Genomic DNA, 13,066 nt, shown 5'->3' with positions numbered 1-13,066 from the left:
TCAGGTCTTGTCGGCGGCGCGGTGGTGCCAGGTCAGTGCTGCGGCGGTGAGTGGCGCGCAGAGCGCGGCCAGAGGGCAGGCATACGCTTCTGCCATCCGGCGTAATTGATCCGGTGACCGGCCTTGAGCGCGCGCTGGTGCATCTCGCCGAACTGCACGCGCAATCCATGGAAGCGATCAGGGTGAGCGACCAGTGCAGCCCGGTACCGCTCCAGGCGCTGCTCTGCAGTCGGTCGGACGGTGCGGGCGAACACGGCGTCATGACCGCCGCCCAAGAGATGCAGGCCGTCCATCAGCGCACCAGCCTGTGCATGCCCGGCGCGATGCGCTCAAGTCGCTCCGCTGCATCGCGCAGAGCCTGGCCGCTGGCTTGGTGGATGCGGTACGGGTGCCGGCGCGGCCTCTTGGCACGATCCAATGCCGCGCGCTGGTCCTGGTTCAGGGCCGGGGCCGGCAGCTTGATTGCAGGCGCTCTCATTCGACGTGGTCCTCACTCCTGGCGTGCTGACGCAGCGCGTGGTCGACGGCCTCGCAGTCGTCGCAGACATGGTTGTTGGTCGGGTCGCATTCGCAGCGGTGGGCTGCAGGTGCGATCGGGCGCGCGAGGGGCGGGATGCCGATGCGCATGTGTTCAATGAAGTCGTGCTCGGTCACGAGTCACCACCTTCGACGCGAATGCTCGGCATACCGGCGACTTCGACAGATGGGTAGAAAACGCGGTACTTGCCGGTTTTCAGGTTCTTCGTTCGTACACTTACCGATGCCCAAGGCTTGCCGTTGCAGGTCATGTGCAAGTCGACGGTGGTGCCAACGATCAGTGCTTCCCGTTCGACAGGGGCATGGCCATAGCGTTGCGATCGAACGACGCAGAGCGCACCCGGCGGATATGCGTCCCAGCCGGCGTTAAAGGCGCCCATTGCTGCGTCTTCCAGCACCGAGAGACTGGTATCCAGCGCTAGGCGATTGTCGCGGTACTGGCGGCTCATGCGGCACCGCCTTGGGCGCGCAGCATTCGGCGCAGATTCTTTCGCACGTCGGCGATGGCCCGGCCGGCGCTGGCTCGGCGATCCAGCACGGCCAAGGCGGCAACGTCTGCGGCAGCTGCTGCCTGATTGGGAGAGAAGCCCATGCTGGCGGCGGCGGTGGCTACGGCCTTCGCTGCTCCAGCCGCGCGCTCGGCGAGCGGGTAGGTAATGGCGGCGATCATGCGGCACCGTCCTGGCTGATCGTGTAGCCGCGGTTGCGGGTGGCGTTGATGCGGTAGCCGTGCTGGCCCAGCTTCTGGCGCAGGCGGCAGATGGTCACTTCCACCGTGTTCGACTTGCGGGTGTTGGCGCCGTACAACTTCTCTTCCAGCGAGGCGCGGCTGATGGGAGCTTCGCCCGTATCGATGATCAGTTGCAGCACCTTCGACTCGGTAGGACTGAGTGGCAGGCGGGCGCCGCCGACCATTGCGGCGCGCGGCTCAGTGCGAAGGCCGGTGATCACGGCGCCACCTCGATGAAAGCCAGGTCGTGCATCACGCACTGCGCCCGGGTTAGCACGGCGGGCGTGCTCGGCAAATTGCCGTCTGCGGTCGACAGGGGGAAAACCGCATTGGCCCGGACGCATGCCGCGGGGGAAACCTGGTAAGAGCCGCTCAGCACGGCATCGGCCGCGTCGAGGGCTAGCTGCCAGCGTGCAGGCTGGAAGTTCTGGGTGAGGGCTTTGGTGATGCCGGGCGCGCAGTCGGGCACACGACTCGCGTCGCGGAAAGCGTTGAGGCTGGTGTTGGCCACCGTGGCACGCAGGGCCCAATCGTCGGCGGCGGCCAATTCGTACACAGCCAAGGCTGCGCAGATTCGCGGGCTGGTGATCACCAGCCTGTCGGGGGCGTCCTCAGCGGCATCCGCTGCCGGCGCTTCGCCGGGAACGGCCCAGGCCGCAACGGCCAAGACGATGAAGCAGGCGAGGGTTGGCAAGCCCAGGCGTACGGCCAAGCGGTGGCGCTTTGAGATCTGCATAGCTGCATCCGGCGTAAGAGACGGATGCAGATTACCAAATGGTAAATTTTAAGCAATACCAAAAGGTAAAAAATTTCTACTGGGCTGATCTCAGGCCAGTGGTGTGCCCTTACTATCGCGTCTAACTGTGAAGGCTTGCAAGATCGAGAGAAGAGCTAGCAGGCAAAAGAGCGCAGCAAAAACAATAGGTTCCATCACAAGAGAGACGCCTAGAGCGGCGATCTTGGCCGTGCCGAGGCCGAACTTTCCAATGTAGAAATCGTTGAAGCCCACTGTGCCGAAAAGAAGGGAGAGGACGATGTACATCGCTCGGCTGCTTGCAGGAAGCTGCGAAGATGGCGGGCTTTTGGTGGCCGGCACATCTTGCATAGCTTGTGGTCGAGCTCCCGGGGGAGGTACGTGGGGTGGGACTCGCTGAGGTGCGCCGCAGCCCGGGCAGGCCGCAGCCTTGTCGCTAATTTCTCTGCCGCATTCCTGGCAGCCGACCAACGCCATATCTCGTTCCTTCAGTTGAACCGTTCAATGCGATTTCGGAGGTACACCTTTCCGCCGATTGTGGCGCCAGAAGGCATTGGAAACGCTGGATACAAAGCCGAATTCGCGCTTACCACGTACACGGCGGTGCCTCTGTCCTGCAGGCCTTTAACCTGCTGGCCATTGCCTGTATTGATCAGGTAGATGCCATCGCCATCGAAGACTTGAACGCCGGAGTCCACGAGAAGCGTTTCGCCCGGTTGAATGATAGGGAGCATCGAATCCCCGCGGCCGGTCACGAGAACCAGACGTCCAGGCTGTGGGACAAATCCTACGATCGAACGAATGTAGCTCGCCGTAAAGTCCATAGAGCGAATCACTTCCGGGAAATCGTCGTTGATCCTTCCTTCTCCCATCCCCGCTTCCCCGTCCAATTGTTGGACGCGAACATATTCGTTACTTGTCGCAACCTCTGAGACCTGACGGGTTGGCTGCTTGTGGTCCATCTGGTTCAAGGGAAAAGTCAGGTAACCCTCAGGCATCCCGGCAGCTTTTTGCAGCGAAGATGCGCGCTTCTCGCCGAACGACTTTCGCTTCAGCAGTCCAGATAGCTCACCTTGATTGATGCCGGTGGCGGCAGCAAAGGAAGCTTGGCTGCCGCCGTGGTGCTCGGCGATCCACTGCTGGAGGCGCTCGCGGCGGGCGGCGACGGTAGGGGAGTCATCAGTACTCATTGGGCAAGTTTCGGTTACCTGCTGGTAATTGACCAAATGGTGTTGCATTGTCTTTACCTTCTGGTAAAGTCGTCGCCTATGGACACACTTCGCGCTTACCTCGGCACCTTGGCACCAGATGATCAGGCAGCGTTTGCCGTCAAGGCTGGAACGACGATTGGCTATCTACGAAAGGCCTTGAGCAAGCGGACGCGCTTTGATGGCGCGCTGGCTCGAAGGCTTGATGAGCAGAGCGGCGGGCAAGTCTCTCGAAGTGAGCTTCGCCCGGACATCTTTGATGCGCCTGGCGTAGCCATTGTTGACCCAGACGCAGATCGCATCGTCCCGGTAGAGGGGGCCTGAGCGATGCGCACTGAAGCTCCCCGCCACTCGTCGCAACCCAGTGATCTCGCTTCTGCCTTAGCTGACGGAATGACCCCCCGGCAGCTCAGCGAGGTTGTTCTTTCCTCGGGCCTTCCACCGCAAGCCGGGTCCTCTCGCTCACCACCGAAAGCCCCCGCTGCAAGGAGGACTCGAGCTGGCTCGCATGTGGCCGTTTCGATGCCCCCTGGTTGGACCTTGGAAGAGGCACCAGAGGGCAACTACACCATTCGCTCAGCTGACGGACGTGGGCCCGGAGAGCGTGGGCCTGACATGCATGTCGATCTCGCCCACGTCGCCCTGAGTAATGAACGAAAAAGATCCGTTCGCCAGCAGAAGAAAAGTAACCGACGAGCCTGAGTGGAAGTGAACCGTAACGTCCACGTCCCGTCCGTTGGGGTTGTTGATGGTGGTTGTTTTTCCGGGCTGAGGTTCCAGCGGAATCTTGAAAACCTGATCGTTTTCCATGGCGCACTCCCTGCGTGGTGTGTTGTTGGCACAACAAGCTTAACGCCGGGAGTGCGCTACCCCAACTCAATTTGTGGGTCGTCCTGTCCATGGCGACCACTTTGCATCGCCTCCCGAGGTGCGTAAATGAAGCCTGATCCTCAGTACCAAGAACCGCGGTCGGCGGTGGTGTTCCGCCACACGACCGACGCTATCCGCAACAGCGGCCACACCGATACGAGTCTGGCTCAGGCAATCGCCGAGCAATACCAGGCAGACGTGGCCCCCAGCGAGCGCAACGTTCAGTTCCACTCGGGCGATGACGCCGACAGCATCGAGCGCGCGCTGAAGGCGAACGCCCAGCTGGTTGGCCGGATCCGCAATGGCACGGTCAAGATGCCAGTGGATCTGGAAGAGTCCTGGGTGCGCGCGCTGCCGCCGCAGTGGCGCGACGCCTGCTCACGCGAGTTGGCCCAGCGCTATGGCTTCCTGGGCGCGCGGATCCCGATGATGGAACCGCATGCTGGCGTGCTGGCTGTGGCCCGTTTGTCGGTCGAGTTTGGCCACACTCTGGAAGCGCTGACCAACATCCTGGCCGACGGCCGCATCTGCCCGAAGGACATCCCCGAACTGCGCCGCGCGCTGGACGAGATGGGGCAGCTGGAAGCCGAGCTGATCACCGCGAAGCGCTACGTCACCGGCCACCTGCTGGATCTGGCACCGCGCGCGGTCGGTGGTGGGCGCCAATGACTACGGCAGTCATGGTGAGCTGGGCGATCGCCGTGGTCGGCGAGTTCGATGCCGCCGGCCGCCGCATCCCTGAAAACGTGGTGCAGCTGCTGCCCATGGTGGACGTGGTGCTGTGGGCTAAAGAGCAGCCGCTGCCACTTCAGGTGGATGCGCTACAGGCGCAGTTCGGCCTCTCCCGCGCTACCGCCTACCGGTGGCTGACCGCGCTTCAGGACGTGCACGATCCTGCTGCTGCTCGCAGCAGGTTGCCAGACGCCCGTGCGCCCTTCGCCGGTCGCCCCAAGGAGGCGCAGTTGCAGCGCGGCGCGGGGGATCGGGTGTGATCTATTTCGAGATGTACCCCGGCGACTACCTCAAGGACACAACGCGGCTGTCCCTGATCGAGCACGGCGCCTACTTCAAGCTGATGCTCGCCTACTACGCAGAAGAGCAGGCGCTACCGGACAGCTTGGCAGAGCTGTACATCATCGCCGGTGCCATTACGTCGGGCGACAAGGCCGCAGTAAAGAAGGTGGCCGAGCGTTACTTCCCGGTGGCTGAAGATGGCCTGCGCCACAGCAAGCGCTGCGACGAACAGATCGCCACCGCTCAGGCCCGAATCGCGGAGGGGCAGGGGCGCCGGGAAGACAGGAAGAACAGCGAGGCTGAGCGGCAGGCTCGCACACGCGCCAGGCGCACGATGCTGTTCGAAGACCTCCGCAATGTGGGCGTCGTGCCGGACGGTATGGCCACCATGACGGAACTGAAGGCGTTGCACGTCACGCATGTGACTGGGGACGAACACGTGACTTCCGACCTCATGTCACGCGTGACGAGTCACGCTCAGTCACGCGTGACAGGGGGTGTGATCGCAGGTGTGAACACGGGTAACCAGACCCCAGACCCCATATCTACTACTCCAGATACATCACATCACGCTCAAAGATCTCTGAGCGGTGTGACCGATGCGGGGCGTGCGTGTCTGCTGATGCGCCAGGCCGGTTGCCACACGACCAACCCCAGCCACCCCGACCTGCTCGCTGCGCTGGCGGAGGGTGTGACACCCGAAACCTTGGCCGACACGGTCGCCGAGGGACTGATCAGGTCACCGCCCATCACCAAGCCCTTCCCATGGGCAATCCAGACCGCTCGAAACCGACACGCCGCCGGCGCAACGCCGACGAACACCACCAAAACCGGAGGCCCCAATGCAAACTCTCAACTCGGTTCTGCCGAACACGTCGCAGAGCAGCGGCGACTCCACGAACTACGCGAGGCAGCTGGCGGCCTTGGTGGATCAGGCGGCGACGTCATCGACGGTGAATTCCAGTTCGTCCAGCACTGACCCGGACCAGCGCGCGGTGAGTGCCCTGTGGACGGTTTGGGAGCGCATGGCTGGCATGTTCCCCGGGAAGTGGGTGCGCGAGAACGGCTCTTCCCCGGTGAACAACGCCGGCGGCCTGACCACCGCAGGAGAATTGTGGTTCCAGGTGCTGACAGGCATCACCCCGCGCCAGGTGGCAGACGGCTTGGCCAACTGCCTGCGCAGCGCCCTGCAGTGGCCGCCGAATCCCGGGCAGTTCCGTGCGATGTGCCTCGGCGTCCCGGCCCTTGCTGAAGTTGATGGCCAGATGCGGCCCGGCCAGGCCCACAGCGGATTCACCGTGCTGGTGCGGTCGAAAATGGACCTGCACGCCTACGCCACAGCCGAGAGCGGCGCGGTGCAGCAGCGCATGCTGGCCAACGGCTACGAGCGGGCGGTGAAGCACGTCATGGACGGCGGCGCCGTGCCCGCGCCGGTGGCCGCACTGCCCGCGCCGAAGCCCGAGCCGCAGGTTGTGCGCGATCGTGGTGCGGCGCGCAGCGCCATGGCACAGGCCGCCGCTGAGCTGGGATTCGGAGGCACGCATGGAGCCGACTGACATCCGCGCCTACCAGCGGCAGCTGGTGCTGTTCTGCCTGGGCATCCATGGCGACAGCACCGCAGCTGAGGCACTGGAACTGATGGGCAACGCGGCACTGGAGGCAGGCGCGCCGCGAGAGGCCATGCTACTTACCACCGCTGCCGCGGCCGGGCTGTTGCGTGAGCTGGACCGCGAGGGGCTTGTTCGTCGTTGCGAGAACCGCGCCAGTGGCCGCGATGGTCGGCCTGTGGCCACCTGGGCAGTTACCGATACAGGCCGCGTGGACAACATGCCGCTTCCGCCCTCGGGCCAGCAGCAGCTGGCCATGCCGCAGCTGGCACTGGCATCGACGCATCGCACTCGCGGTGGACTGACCATGCAGCAGCTGATGGGCCTGCTCAACGTCGAGTTCGACTGCATGCTCGAGCAGATGGATCGCGAGCACCAAGCCACACAGCAGCGTGCGCGCCAAGAATTCGAGGCCTTCCGCCAGCGCGCGATGCGCGTGTGGGCTGCTTCAGAGGCGTCTGCCTGATGCCTCCGAAGACGACGTCCCGCCGCTCGTTGCGCTACGCCACCACCCAGGAGATGCCAGAGGGGATGCGCCGATTGGTCGAAGCCAGTACGGCAGCTGCAGTGCCGCAACCGACCACGGCACGTGCCTACCGGCCCCCAGCCGCCGCGCAGCCCTTGGCGAGCGGCAACGCCGCCGGCAAGGTCGCGCGCGGCAGGCCGCGCCATGTGCCCGGCGAGATGAACAAGACTGAAGAGGCCTACGCCGCACACCTGAAGCTGCAGCTGGCCGCTGGCGCGATCGTGTGGTTCCGCTTCGAGTCCGTGAAGCTGAAGTTGGCCGAGAAGACGCACCTGACCATCGACTTCTTCGTGATGACGGCCGCCGGAGATCTGGAGGCACATGAGGTGAAGGGTTTCTGGGAGGAAGACGCACGCGTGAAGGTGAAGGTGGCCGCCGCGATGTACCCGTTCCGATTCTTGGCAGTCCAGCGCGCCCCCGGCGGCGGCTGGAAAACGGAGGTGTTCTCTTGAACGCGATGATGATTGGCGGCGCAAGTGTGCGCCGCGACGACGTGGGCAGGTTTTGCCTTAACGATCTGCACCAGGCCGCCGGCGGCGCCAAACGGCATCAGCCCAGCGACTGGCAGCGCCTGAAGCAGACTGAGGAACTGGTGGCCGAGCTGGCCAATTCCGGGGATTCCCGGGTTTACCCGGTGCACTCGGTGGCCGGCCGCTACGGCGGCAGCTACGTGGTGCGCGAGCTGGTCTACGCCTACGCCATGTGGATCAGCCCGAGCTTCAGCCTGCAGGTGATCCGTGCGTACGACGCGCTGGTGGCAGGCACGCCCGCACCTGACCCAATGCAGGCGCTGACCGATCCGGCGACGCTGCGCGCGCTGCTGCTGTCCTACAGCGAGAAGGCCGAGATCCTCGAAGCGCGCGTGCAGTACCAGGAACCGCAGGTGCGCGCGCTGCTGCGGCTGAGCCAAGCCGATGGCGCCTTCAACATCAGCACCGCGGCCAAGATGCTGCAGGTGCGGCCGCGCCAACTGTTCGCCTGGCTGGCTGAGCACAGCTGGATCTACCGCCGCGCCGGCAGCAAGAACTGGCTGGCCTACCAGACCCGCCTGCAGCAGGGCGTGCTGGCGCACAAGGCCAGTGTGCAGCGGCGCGAAGGGGAGCCGGATCGCGTTCATGAGCAGGTGCTGGTTACAGCCAAGGGCCTGTCGCGGCTGGCCGAGAGCATCGACCGGGGACAGATGGCCTGGGCGCAGGCCGACGCGGCGACCGGGCTGCAGTTGGCTGACGAGGTGGCCTGATGGAAAACCCATTGGTGAATCAGGCTCGTTGGCTGGCGGAAGAGGCACATGCCACCCAAACCGACAAGGCCGGTCGGCCATACATCGAGCATGTGACTCGGGTCGCAGCGGCGGTCGCCGGCGATGACGCCGCCGAAATGGTGGCATGGCTCCACGACGTACTGGAGGATCAGCCGGCCTTCGCGACCAGCGTCATCCTGTTCCCGCAGGACGTGGTGGAGGCTGTGTTCGATCTGACACGCGGCGTGAACAAGAGCGAGGCGTTCTACTACTGGAACATTCGGCAGAACCCGCTGTCGCTCAAGGTGAAGCTGGCGGATATCGCTGACAACAGCGACGAATCGCGACTGGTCCTGCTGGATCTGGAGACGGCGGCTCGCCTACGGGCGAAGTACGCCAAGGCGCGCGCTGCGCTGGGGGTGAAGTGATGGGCGGTCCGATCATCACGCAGCGGGAGGTGGCACCGATGAAGCCAGGCACTGCCATGGAAGAGCAGTTGCAGCTAAAGGGCATTGGCCGACTGCTGGCCGGCTTCGGGTATCGCTACGGGTCTGAGATCCAGCTGCACGAGGTTCTGGCCACAGTCCTGGACAGAGCGGGCCACGCGCACGTGCGCGAGTACCGGCTGGACGCCAGCAACCGCGCTGACTTCTGGCTGGATGGTCTGGTGATCGAGGTGAAGGTGGCCGGCTCGCTCGCCGATGCCCTGCGGCAGGTCGGGCGGTACATCAACCTGCCGCAGGTGCGCGGGGTGCTGCTGGTCACCACCGAGCGTTGGGGCGAACGCCCGCTCGTGGCCCGGCCGGCCTGGCACGGCAAGCCCTTCAACATCATCCGCCTGAAGAGGCAGGCACTGTGATGCAAACGACCTACGGAACCCTCCTGTACAGCGCCGCCGGCAGCACTTGGCGGGTGATCTGCGAGCCGCAGGTGCGTGCGCGCATGAAGCGCGTGTTTCCCCGCGTGCGCCAGCACGCCGCTGAGCACATCGACCTGTCGGCCACGCCCGAGAACAGCCGGGAGCTGCAGTGGTTCACGCAGCGCTACCCGCTCTCGATGGATGCCGACACCGAGCGTGCGCTGCAGCTGCTGGCCGCCGAGCATGTGGATATGGAGCGCAGCTTGAGCGAACTGCTGGCCGGCCGCGTGCAGATCCCGGAGTTCACCCTGGCCAAGCCGCCGCGCGAGTACCAGCGTGTGGCGGGGGCGCAGCTGTCCATCCGTGGCGGACTGCTGCTAGCTGACGATCTTGGCCTCGGCAAGACGGTCACCGGCATCTGCCCCATGGCCGCGCCGGGCAACCTGCCGGCGGTGGTGGTGTACCCGGCGGCGCTGCCGAACCACTGGCCGGAGAAGCTGACCGAGTTCGCGCCGCAGCTGCGCGTGCACCACATCAGGAAGGGCGCGCCGTACCCGCTCGTGCGTCAGCCGAAGCAGCGGATCAAGGATCTGTGGGACACGCTGCCGGACGTGATCCTGGTCAGCTACCACAAGCTCCGGGGCTGGGCTGAGACGCTGGGCGAGATCGCGCAGTACGTGGTGTTCGAGGAATGCCAGCAGCTGCGCAGCCCGGACAGTGGCATCCACAGCGCCTGCCGCCACTTGGCCAGCCGGGCACGGCTGCGCATGGGCCTGACCGCCACCCCGATCTACAACTATGGGTGCGAGTTCTTCCACGTGGTCGACCCGTTGCTGCCGGGCTGCCTGGGCACCTATGAAGAGTTCCTCCGGGAATGGTGCATCTCCGCGCCCGGGGAGAAGGCCAAGCTGCAGGACGCAGAGCAGTTTGGCCAGTACCTGCGACGCCAGGGGATCATGCTGCGCCGCACGCGCAAGGACGTTGGGCGCGAGCTGCCGGCGCTGTCAAAGATCCCGCACGAGGTGGAGGCCGACACCAAGGCGCTGGACGCCATCACCGGCGATGCAGCGGCCCTGGCGCGGATCATCCTTCGGGCCAACGAGCAGTACCGCGGCGAGAAGATGCAGGCCGCCGGCGAGTTCGACCGGCTGCTGCGGCAGGCGACCGGTGTGGCCAAGGCGCCCTATGTGGCCGAGTTCGTAAGGCTGCTGCTGGAGAGCGGCCAGAAGGTGCTGCTGTTCGGATGGCACCGTGAGGTCTACAGCATCTGGCAGGAGAAGCTGGCTGCGTACAACCCGGTCATGTACACCGGAAGCGAGTCGCCGAACCAGAAGCAGGCGGCGAAGGAGGCATTCATCGCCGGGGACAGTCAGGTGATGCTGATCAGCCTCCGATCTGGTGCTGGCATCGACGGCCTGCAGCACGTTTGCAGCACCGCGGTATTCGGCGAGCTGGACTGGTCGCCGGGCGTCCACGAGCAGTGCATCGGCCGTGTGCACCGCGACGGCCAGACTGAGCCGGTCATGGCGTACTTCCTGTTCTCCGACAGCGGTAGCGACCCGATTGTGTCGGACGTCCTCGGGGTGAAGCGCGAGCAGATCGAGGGCGTGCGCAGCCCGGGGGAACACCTGGTGGAGCGTCTGGACGTAGGCGAGAACCAGCTGCGCGCGCTGGCCCAGCAGTTCCTTCAACAGCAGGGCGCGGCCCTGGAAACAACCAACGTGACAACCATGGAGACCTCCCGATGATTCCCAAATTCCTCAGCCTGGACGAGGCAACCCACCACCTGTACCTGGAAGGACAGGAAGGGCCCATCAGGTGTCAGGTCGACGGCAGCCTGTGGGAGGTCTGGCAGGACGGCCGCTCCCGCTGGATCCGCAACTGCGAGGTGGTCTGATGTCGGCGGTGGACGCGCCCGCGGTGGCACTGACGCCGTGTGGCAACTGCGGCAGCGACGAAGTGCGCATGCGCGCGCGTGGCAGTGCCGGCAGCCGCCGCACCGCGCAGGTGGTCTGCGCGCGCTGCAGCGCACATGGTGAGCTTTGCGCAGGGGCCGATGCAGAAGATCAGGCGGCCCGGGCATGGAAGCACAAGCCCCACGCGCTGGCAGTGCCGCCGGCGGCCCGAGTGGTGCGCGGCCGAGTGCCGGTGCCGGAGCCCACCCTGCAGAGAGATCCGCTCGAGCTGATCGCCCGCATGTTGGTCGGTGGTAGCTTCCGCGAGCCATCGGATGGCCGGTCAACGATGCCACCGCTGACGCCTGCCGACATCGCCGGTGCCGTCGGCATGATGCGTGACTCAGTGGCCAAGCAGGCCGTGCTGGCGGTGGCGCTGCGCGGGCAGGGCGTGTCTCTGTCGTCGCTGGGGCGCTCTTTGGCGAGGCGGGTGATGCGACAGATCCAGTGGCAGCGCCGCCTCGGCACTAAGCCCGCGCTTCGAATGGATGACCCGGCCGACCGCTGGCGCATGCGTATGGTGCTGCAGGACGCGGTGAACGATCTGGTGTGGCCGGAAGGGAAGGTCGCTGCACAGGATGCGGCCAAGGCCGCAAAGATGCGGAAGGGCGAGTACTTGCGCGTGTATGGGATCGCTGCCGCAACGCTGCGCCAGGCGCTAGAAGATGGGCGGAAAGAGTTCAGCGGCAGAGTGTTCAATTGAGGTGTGTTGCTAGAATTAGTTGTTAAACCTCTGCTGTGTACTCAAAGTCATTTCCCACAACCTCCGTATTGACAATATTGATCTCTTGCTCGACAGCATCGAATAGCCCGATCATCTCTTCGCGGTCTGCGGGATCGCCTAAAACAAATCTAACGAACGAGCGGAGCGCGTCCAATACAATCAGTGGGACGAACACGTACTGATTGACGTGAGTGCTGCAGTTATGGTCTCGTGGTGCCAGAACGCCATCGGCCTCTTCTAAGTAGTGAAGCCTGAGGCTTGGCCAAGTGCCATGCACATGATGCGACCCTATCTTCTGACCAATAAGATAGAGCAGCTTATGTCTTCTGATTGCATCGATCATTGACGCAAGATCAGGCAACTTCGGACTATCGGTAATTTCGGCGGCATCCAAGTCTGACGACTGAATGTGCTGCTCAATCGAGTGAAGCATTCGCGTTTCAATCGTGAGAGGATTGCCGCGCTCTGCTATGTTGCTTTCGATCTGAGCTTTGAACTTTAGCTCCGTCTTAAGCCCGTCAGCAACAAAGCGATCAAATCGGCCAAGGTTTTCTGTCTCGCAGAGCCAGATGAGCTTGATCGACGATTCAAAAATACACCTGTCAATAATCGCTGTTGTCTCTCCGAACAAGCCCTCATGAGACAGGGCTACGTTGGAGAACATTAGCCTAGACATGCGATTCAGCAATCCTATGAGGACGGAGTAATCACGAGGCGGTAGTGCGGTAACTGCGGGTGAATCACTCCGCAGGCATGCGTAGAAGCTGCATAATGAGCTTGTGAATTTGTACCACTCGAAAAGAACCGGGCGGAAGTCTCCATTTTCTCTGCAATGAGCCATTTGCTCATCAGTAATCTTTGGGGCGTTGGGGAGCATGGGTCTACGGGCTCTATGGGTCCAATTAGGGATTAGGCGGATCCGCAGCCCGGATATCTGCTACAAGCAGTGAGTGATGCGATCCATCCAGGCTAACCGTTAAGCAACATTACCGCAGTCACCGCGAAACTTACCGCATTCAACCGACTGCGGTAAGGAACCTTA

The 13,066-nt window shown here is 63.8% G+C and carries 24 protein-coding genes; 13 read left to right on the top strand and 11 right to left on the bottom strand.

What is annotated here, in order from left to right; all coding sequences use genetic code 11:
• Window positions 1-32 precede the first annotated feature (32 nt).
• The 9 genes from QMX81_RS00400 to QMX81_RS00360 form a co-directional block, all read right to left on the bottom strand.
• Window positions 33-293: a hypothetical protein gene (locus QMX81_RS00400; protein WP_282257312.1), complete on the bottom strand. Its 261-nt coding sequence runs from the start codon at window positions 291-293 to the stop codon at window positions 33-35.
• A complete protein-coding gene (locus tag QMX81_RS00395) occupies window positions 293-478 on the bottom strand; it encodes a hypothetical protein (protein WP_121040229.1) in 186 nt (61 codons plus the stop codon). Before QMX81_RS00395 ends, QMX81_RS00400 begins: the two co-directional genes overlap by 1 nt.
• Entirely contained in the window at window positions 475-654 is a 180-nt protein-coding gene (locus QMX81_RS00390) for a hypothetical protein (RefSeq protein ID WP_282257310.1), read from the bottom strand. Before QMX81_RS00390 ends, QMX81_RS00395 begins: the two co-directional genes overlap by 4 nt.
• Entirely contained in the window at window positions 651-986 is a 336-nt protein-coding gene (locus tag QMX81_RS00385; protein WP_282257308.1) for a hypothetical protein, read from the bottom strand. Before QMX81_RS00385 ends, QMX81_RS00390 begins: the two co-directional genes overlap by 4 nt.
• Window positions 983-1,207: a hypothetical protein gene (locus tag QMX81_RS00380; protein ID WP_121040227.1), complete on the bottom strand. Its 225-nt coding sequence runs from the start codon at window positions 1,205-1,207 to the stop codon at window positions 983-985. The genes QMX81_RS00385 and QMX81_RS00380 overlap by 4 nt, the downstream gene beginning before the upstream one ends.
• Complete coding sequence (locus QMX81_RS00375) at window positions 1,204-1,488, bottom strand: winged helix-turn-helix domain-containing protein (RefSeq protein ID WP_282257304.1); 285 nt, start codon at window positions 1,486-1,488, stop codon at window positions 1,204-1,206. Before QMX81_RS00375 ends, QMX81_RS00380 begins: the two co-directional genes overlap by 4 nt.
• Entirely contained in the window at window positions 1,485-2,003 is a 519-nt protein-coding gene (locus QMX81_RS00370) for a hypothetical protein (RefSeq protein ID WP_282257302.1), read from the bottom strand. The genes QMX81_RS00375 and QMX81_RS00370 overlap by 4 nt, the downstream gene beginning before the upstream one ends.
• Window positions 2,004-2,093: 90 nt before the next feature.
• The gene (locus QMX81_RS00365) at window positions 2,094-2,309 is read right to left on the bottom strand and encodes a hypothetical protein (RefSeq protein ID WP_220668898.1); all 216 of its coding nucleotides are present in this window, start codon (window positions 2,307-2,309) and stop codon (window positions 2,094-2,096) included.
• A 200-nt stretch (window positions 2,310-2,509) separates the two neighbouring features.
• A complete protein-coding gene (locus tag QMX81_RS00360) occupies window positions 2,510-3,259 on the bottom strand; it encodes a S24 family peptidase (RefSeq protein WP_282257294.1) in 750 nt (249 codons plus the stop codon).
• Between the two features lie 30 nt (window positions 3,260-3,289).
• On the opposite strand from QMX81_RS00360, the gene QMX81_RS00355 reads away from it, so the two are divergent.
• The gene (locus tag QMX81_RS00355; RefSeq protein WP_121041265.1) at window positions 3,290-3,553 is read left to right on the top strand and encodes a hypothetical protein; all 264 of its coding nucleotides are present in this window, start codon (window positions 3,290-3,292) and stop codon (window positions 3,551-3,553) included.
• A gap of 252 nt (window positions 3,554-3,805) precedes the next feature.
• Here QMX81_RS00355 and QMX81_RS00350 read toward each other — a convergent pair whose 3' ends face one another.
• Complete coding sequence (locus tag QMX81_RS00350) at window positions 3,806-4,039, bottom strand: hypothetical protein (protein WP_102788552.1); 234 nt, start codon at window positions 4,037-4,039, stop codon at window positions 3,806-3,808.
• A 126-nt stretch (window positions 4,040-4,165) separates the two neighbouring features.
• Here QMX81_RS00350 and QMX81_RS00345 point away from each other — a divergent pair, with 126 nt between their 5' ends.
• From QMX81_RS00345 to QMX81_RS00290, 12 genes are read left to right on the top strand one after another with little or no spacing between them, the layout of a single operon-like run.
• A complete protein-coding gene (locus QMX81_RS00345; RefSeq protein WP_259462132.1) occupies window positions 4,166-4,768 on the top strand; it encodes a hypothetical protein in 603 nt (200 codons plus the stop codon).
• A complete protein-coding gene (locus QMX81_RS00340) occupies window positions 4,765-5,091 on the top strand; it encodes a hypothetical protein (protein WP_282257279.1) in 327 nt (108 codons plus the stop codon). Before QMX81_RS00345 ends, QMX81_RS00340 begins: the two co-directional genes overlap by 4 nt.
• A complete protein-coding gene (locus QMX81_RS00335) occupies window positions 5,088-6,092 on the top strand; it encodes a YdaU family protein (protein ID WP_282257277.1) in 1,005 nt (334 codons plus the stop codon). Before QMX81_RS00340 ends, QMX81_RS00335 begins: the two co-directional genes overlap by 4 nt.
• Before the next feature lie 46 nt (window positions 6,093-6,138).
• Window positions 6,139-6,669, top strand: a complete 531-nt coding sequence (locus QMX81_RS00330) for a hypothetical protein (RefSeq protein WP_282257275.1) — start codon at window positions 6,139-6,141, stop codon at window positions 6,667-6,669.
• The gene (locus QMX81_RS00325; RefSeq protein WP_282257273.1) at window positions 6,656-7,186 is read left to right on the top strand and encodes a hypothetical protein; all 531 of its coding nucleotides are present in this window, start codon (window positions 6,656-6,658) and stop codon (window positions 7,184-7,186) included. The genes QMX81_RS00330 and QMX81_RS00325 overlap by 14 nt, the downstream gene beginning before the upstream one ends.
• The gene (locus QMX81_RS00320) at window positions 7,186-7,698 is read left to right on the top strand and encodes a hypothetical protein (RefSeq protein WP_282257271.1); all 513 of its coding nucleotides are present in this window, start codon (window positions 7,186-7,188) and stop codon (window positions 7,696-7,698) included. Before QMX81_RS00325 ends, QMX81_RS00320 begins: the two co-directional genes overlap by 1 nt.
• Window positions 7,699-7,703: 5 nt before the next feature.
• Window positions 7,704-8,486, top strand: coding sequence for a phage antirepressor KilAC domain-containing protein (locus tag QMX81_RS00315; RefSeq protein ID WP_282257422.1), 783 nt, complete (start codon window positions 7,704-7,706; stop codon window positions 8,484-8,486).
• Window positions 8,486-8,914 (top strand): phosphohydrolase, encoded by a 429-nt coding sequence (locus QMX81_RS00310; protein ID WP_282257269.1) that lies wholly within the window; start codon window positions 8,486-8,488, stop codon window positions 8,912-8,914. Before QMX81_RS00315 ends, QMX81_RS00310 begins: the two co-directional genes overlap by 1 nt.
• Before the next feature lie 56 nt (window positions 8,915-8,970).
• A complete protein-coding gene (locus QMX81_RS00305; RefSeq protein WP_282257267.1) occupies window positions 8,971-9,345 on the top strand; it encodes a hypothetical protein in 375 nt (124 codons plus the stop codon).
• Window positions 9,345-11,093, top strand: coding sequence for a DEAD/DEAH box helicase (locus tag QMX81_RS00300; protein WP_282257265.1), 1,749 nt, complete (start codon window positions 9,345-9,347; stop codon window positions 11,091-11,093). Before QMX81_RS00305 ends, QMX81_RS00300 begins: the two co-directional genes overlap by 1 nt.
• The gene (locus QMX81_RS00295; protein WP_282257264.1) at window positions 11,090-11,242 is read left to right on the top strand and encodes a hypothetical protein; all 153 of its coding nucleotides are present in this window, start codon (window positions 11,090-11,092) and stop codon (window positions 11,240-11,242) included. Before QMX81_RS00300 ends, QMX81_RS00295 begins: the two co-directional genes overlap by 4 nt.
• Complete coding sequence (locus tag QMX81_RS00290) at window positions 11,242-12,003, top strand: hypothetical protein (protein ID WP_282257261.1); 762 nt, start codon at window positions 11,242-11,244, stop codon at window positions 12,001-12,003. The genes QMX81_RS00295 and QMX81_RS00290 overlap by 1 nt, the downstream gene beginning before the upstream one ends.
• Window positions 12,004-12,025: 22 nt before the next feature.
• On the opposite strand, the gene QMX81_RS00285 is transcribed toward QMX81_RS00290, so the two are convergent.
• Window positions 12,026-12,865 carry a DUF5677 domain-containing protein gene (locus QMX81_RS00285; RefSeq protein WP_282257420.1) on the bottom strand — a complete coding sequence of 280 codons (840 nt, stop codon included), beginning with the start codon at window positions 12,863-12,865 and terminating at the stop codon, window positions 12,026-12,028.
• Window positions 12,866-13,066 lie beyond the last annotated feature (201 nt).

This window comes from Stenotrophomonas sp. PS02301 (assembly GCF_029959485.1).
In the GTDB taxonomy this organism is placed as follows: domain Bacteria; phylum Pseudomonadota; class Gammaproteobacteria; order Xanthomonadales; family Xanthomonadaceae; genus Stenotrophomonas; species Stenotrophomonas maltophilia_Z.
Note: the sequence above shows the minus strand (reverse complement) of the source record. Positions and strands in the feature narration are given on the sequence as shown.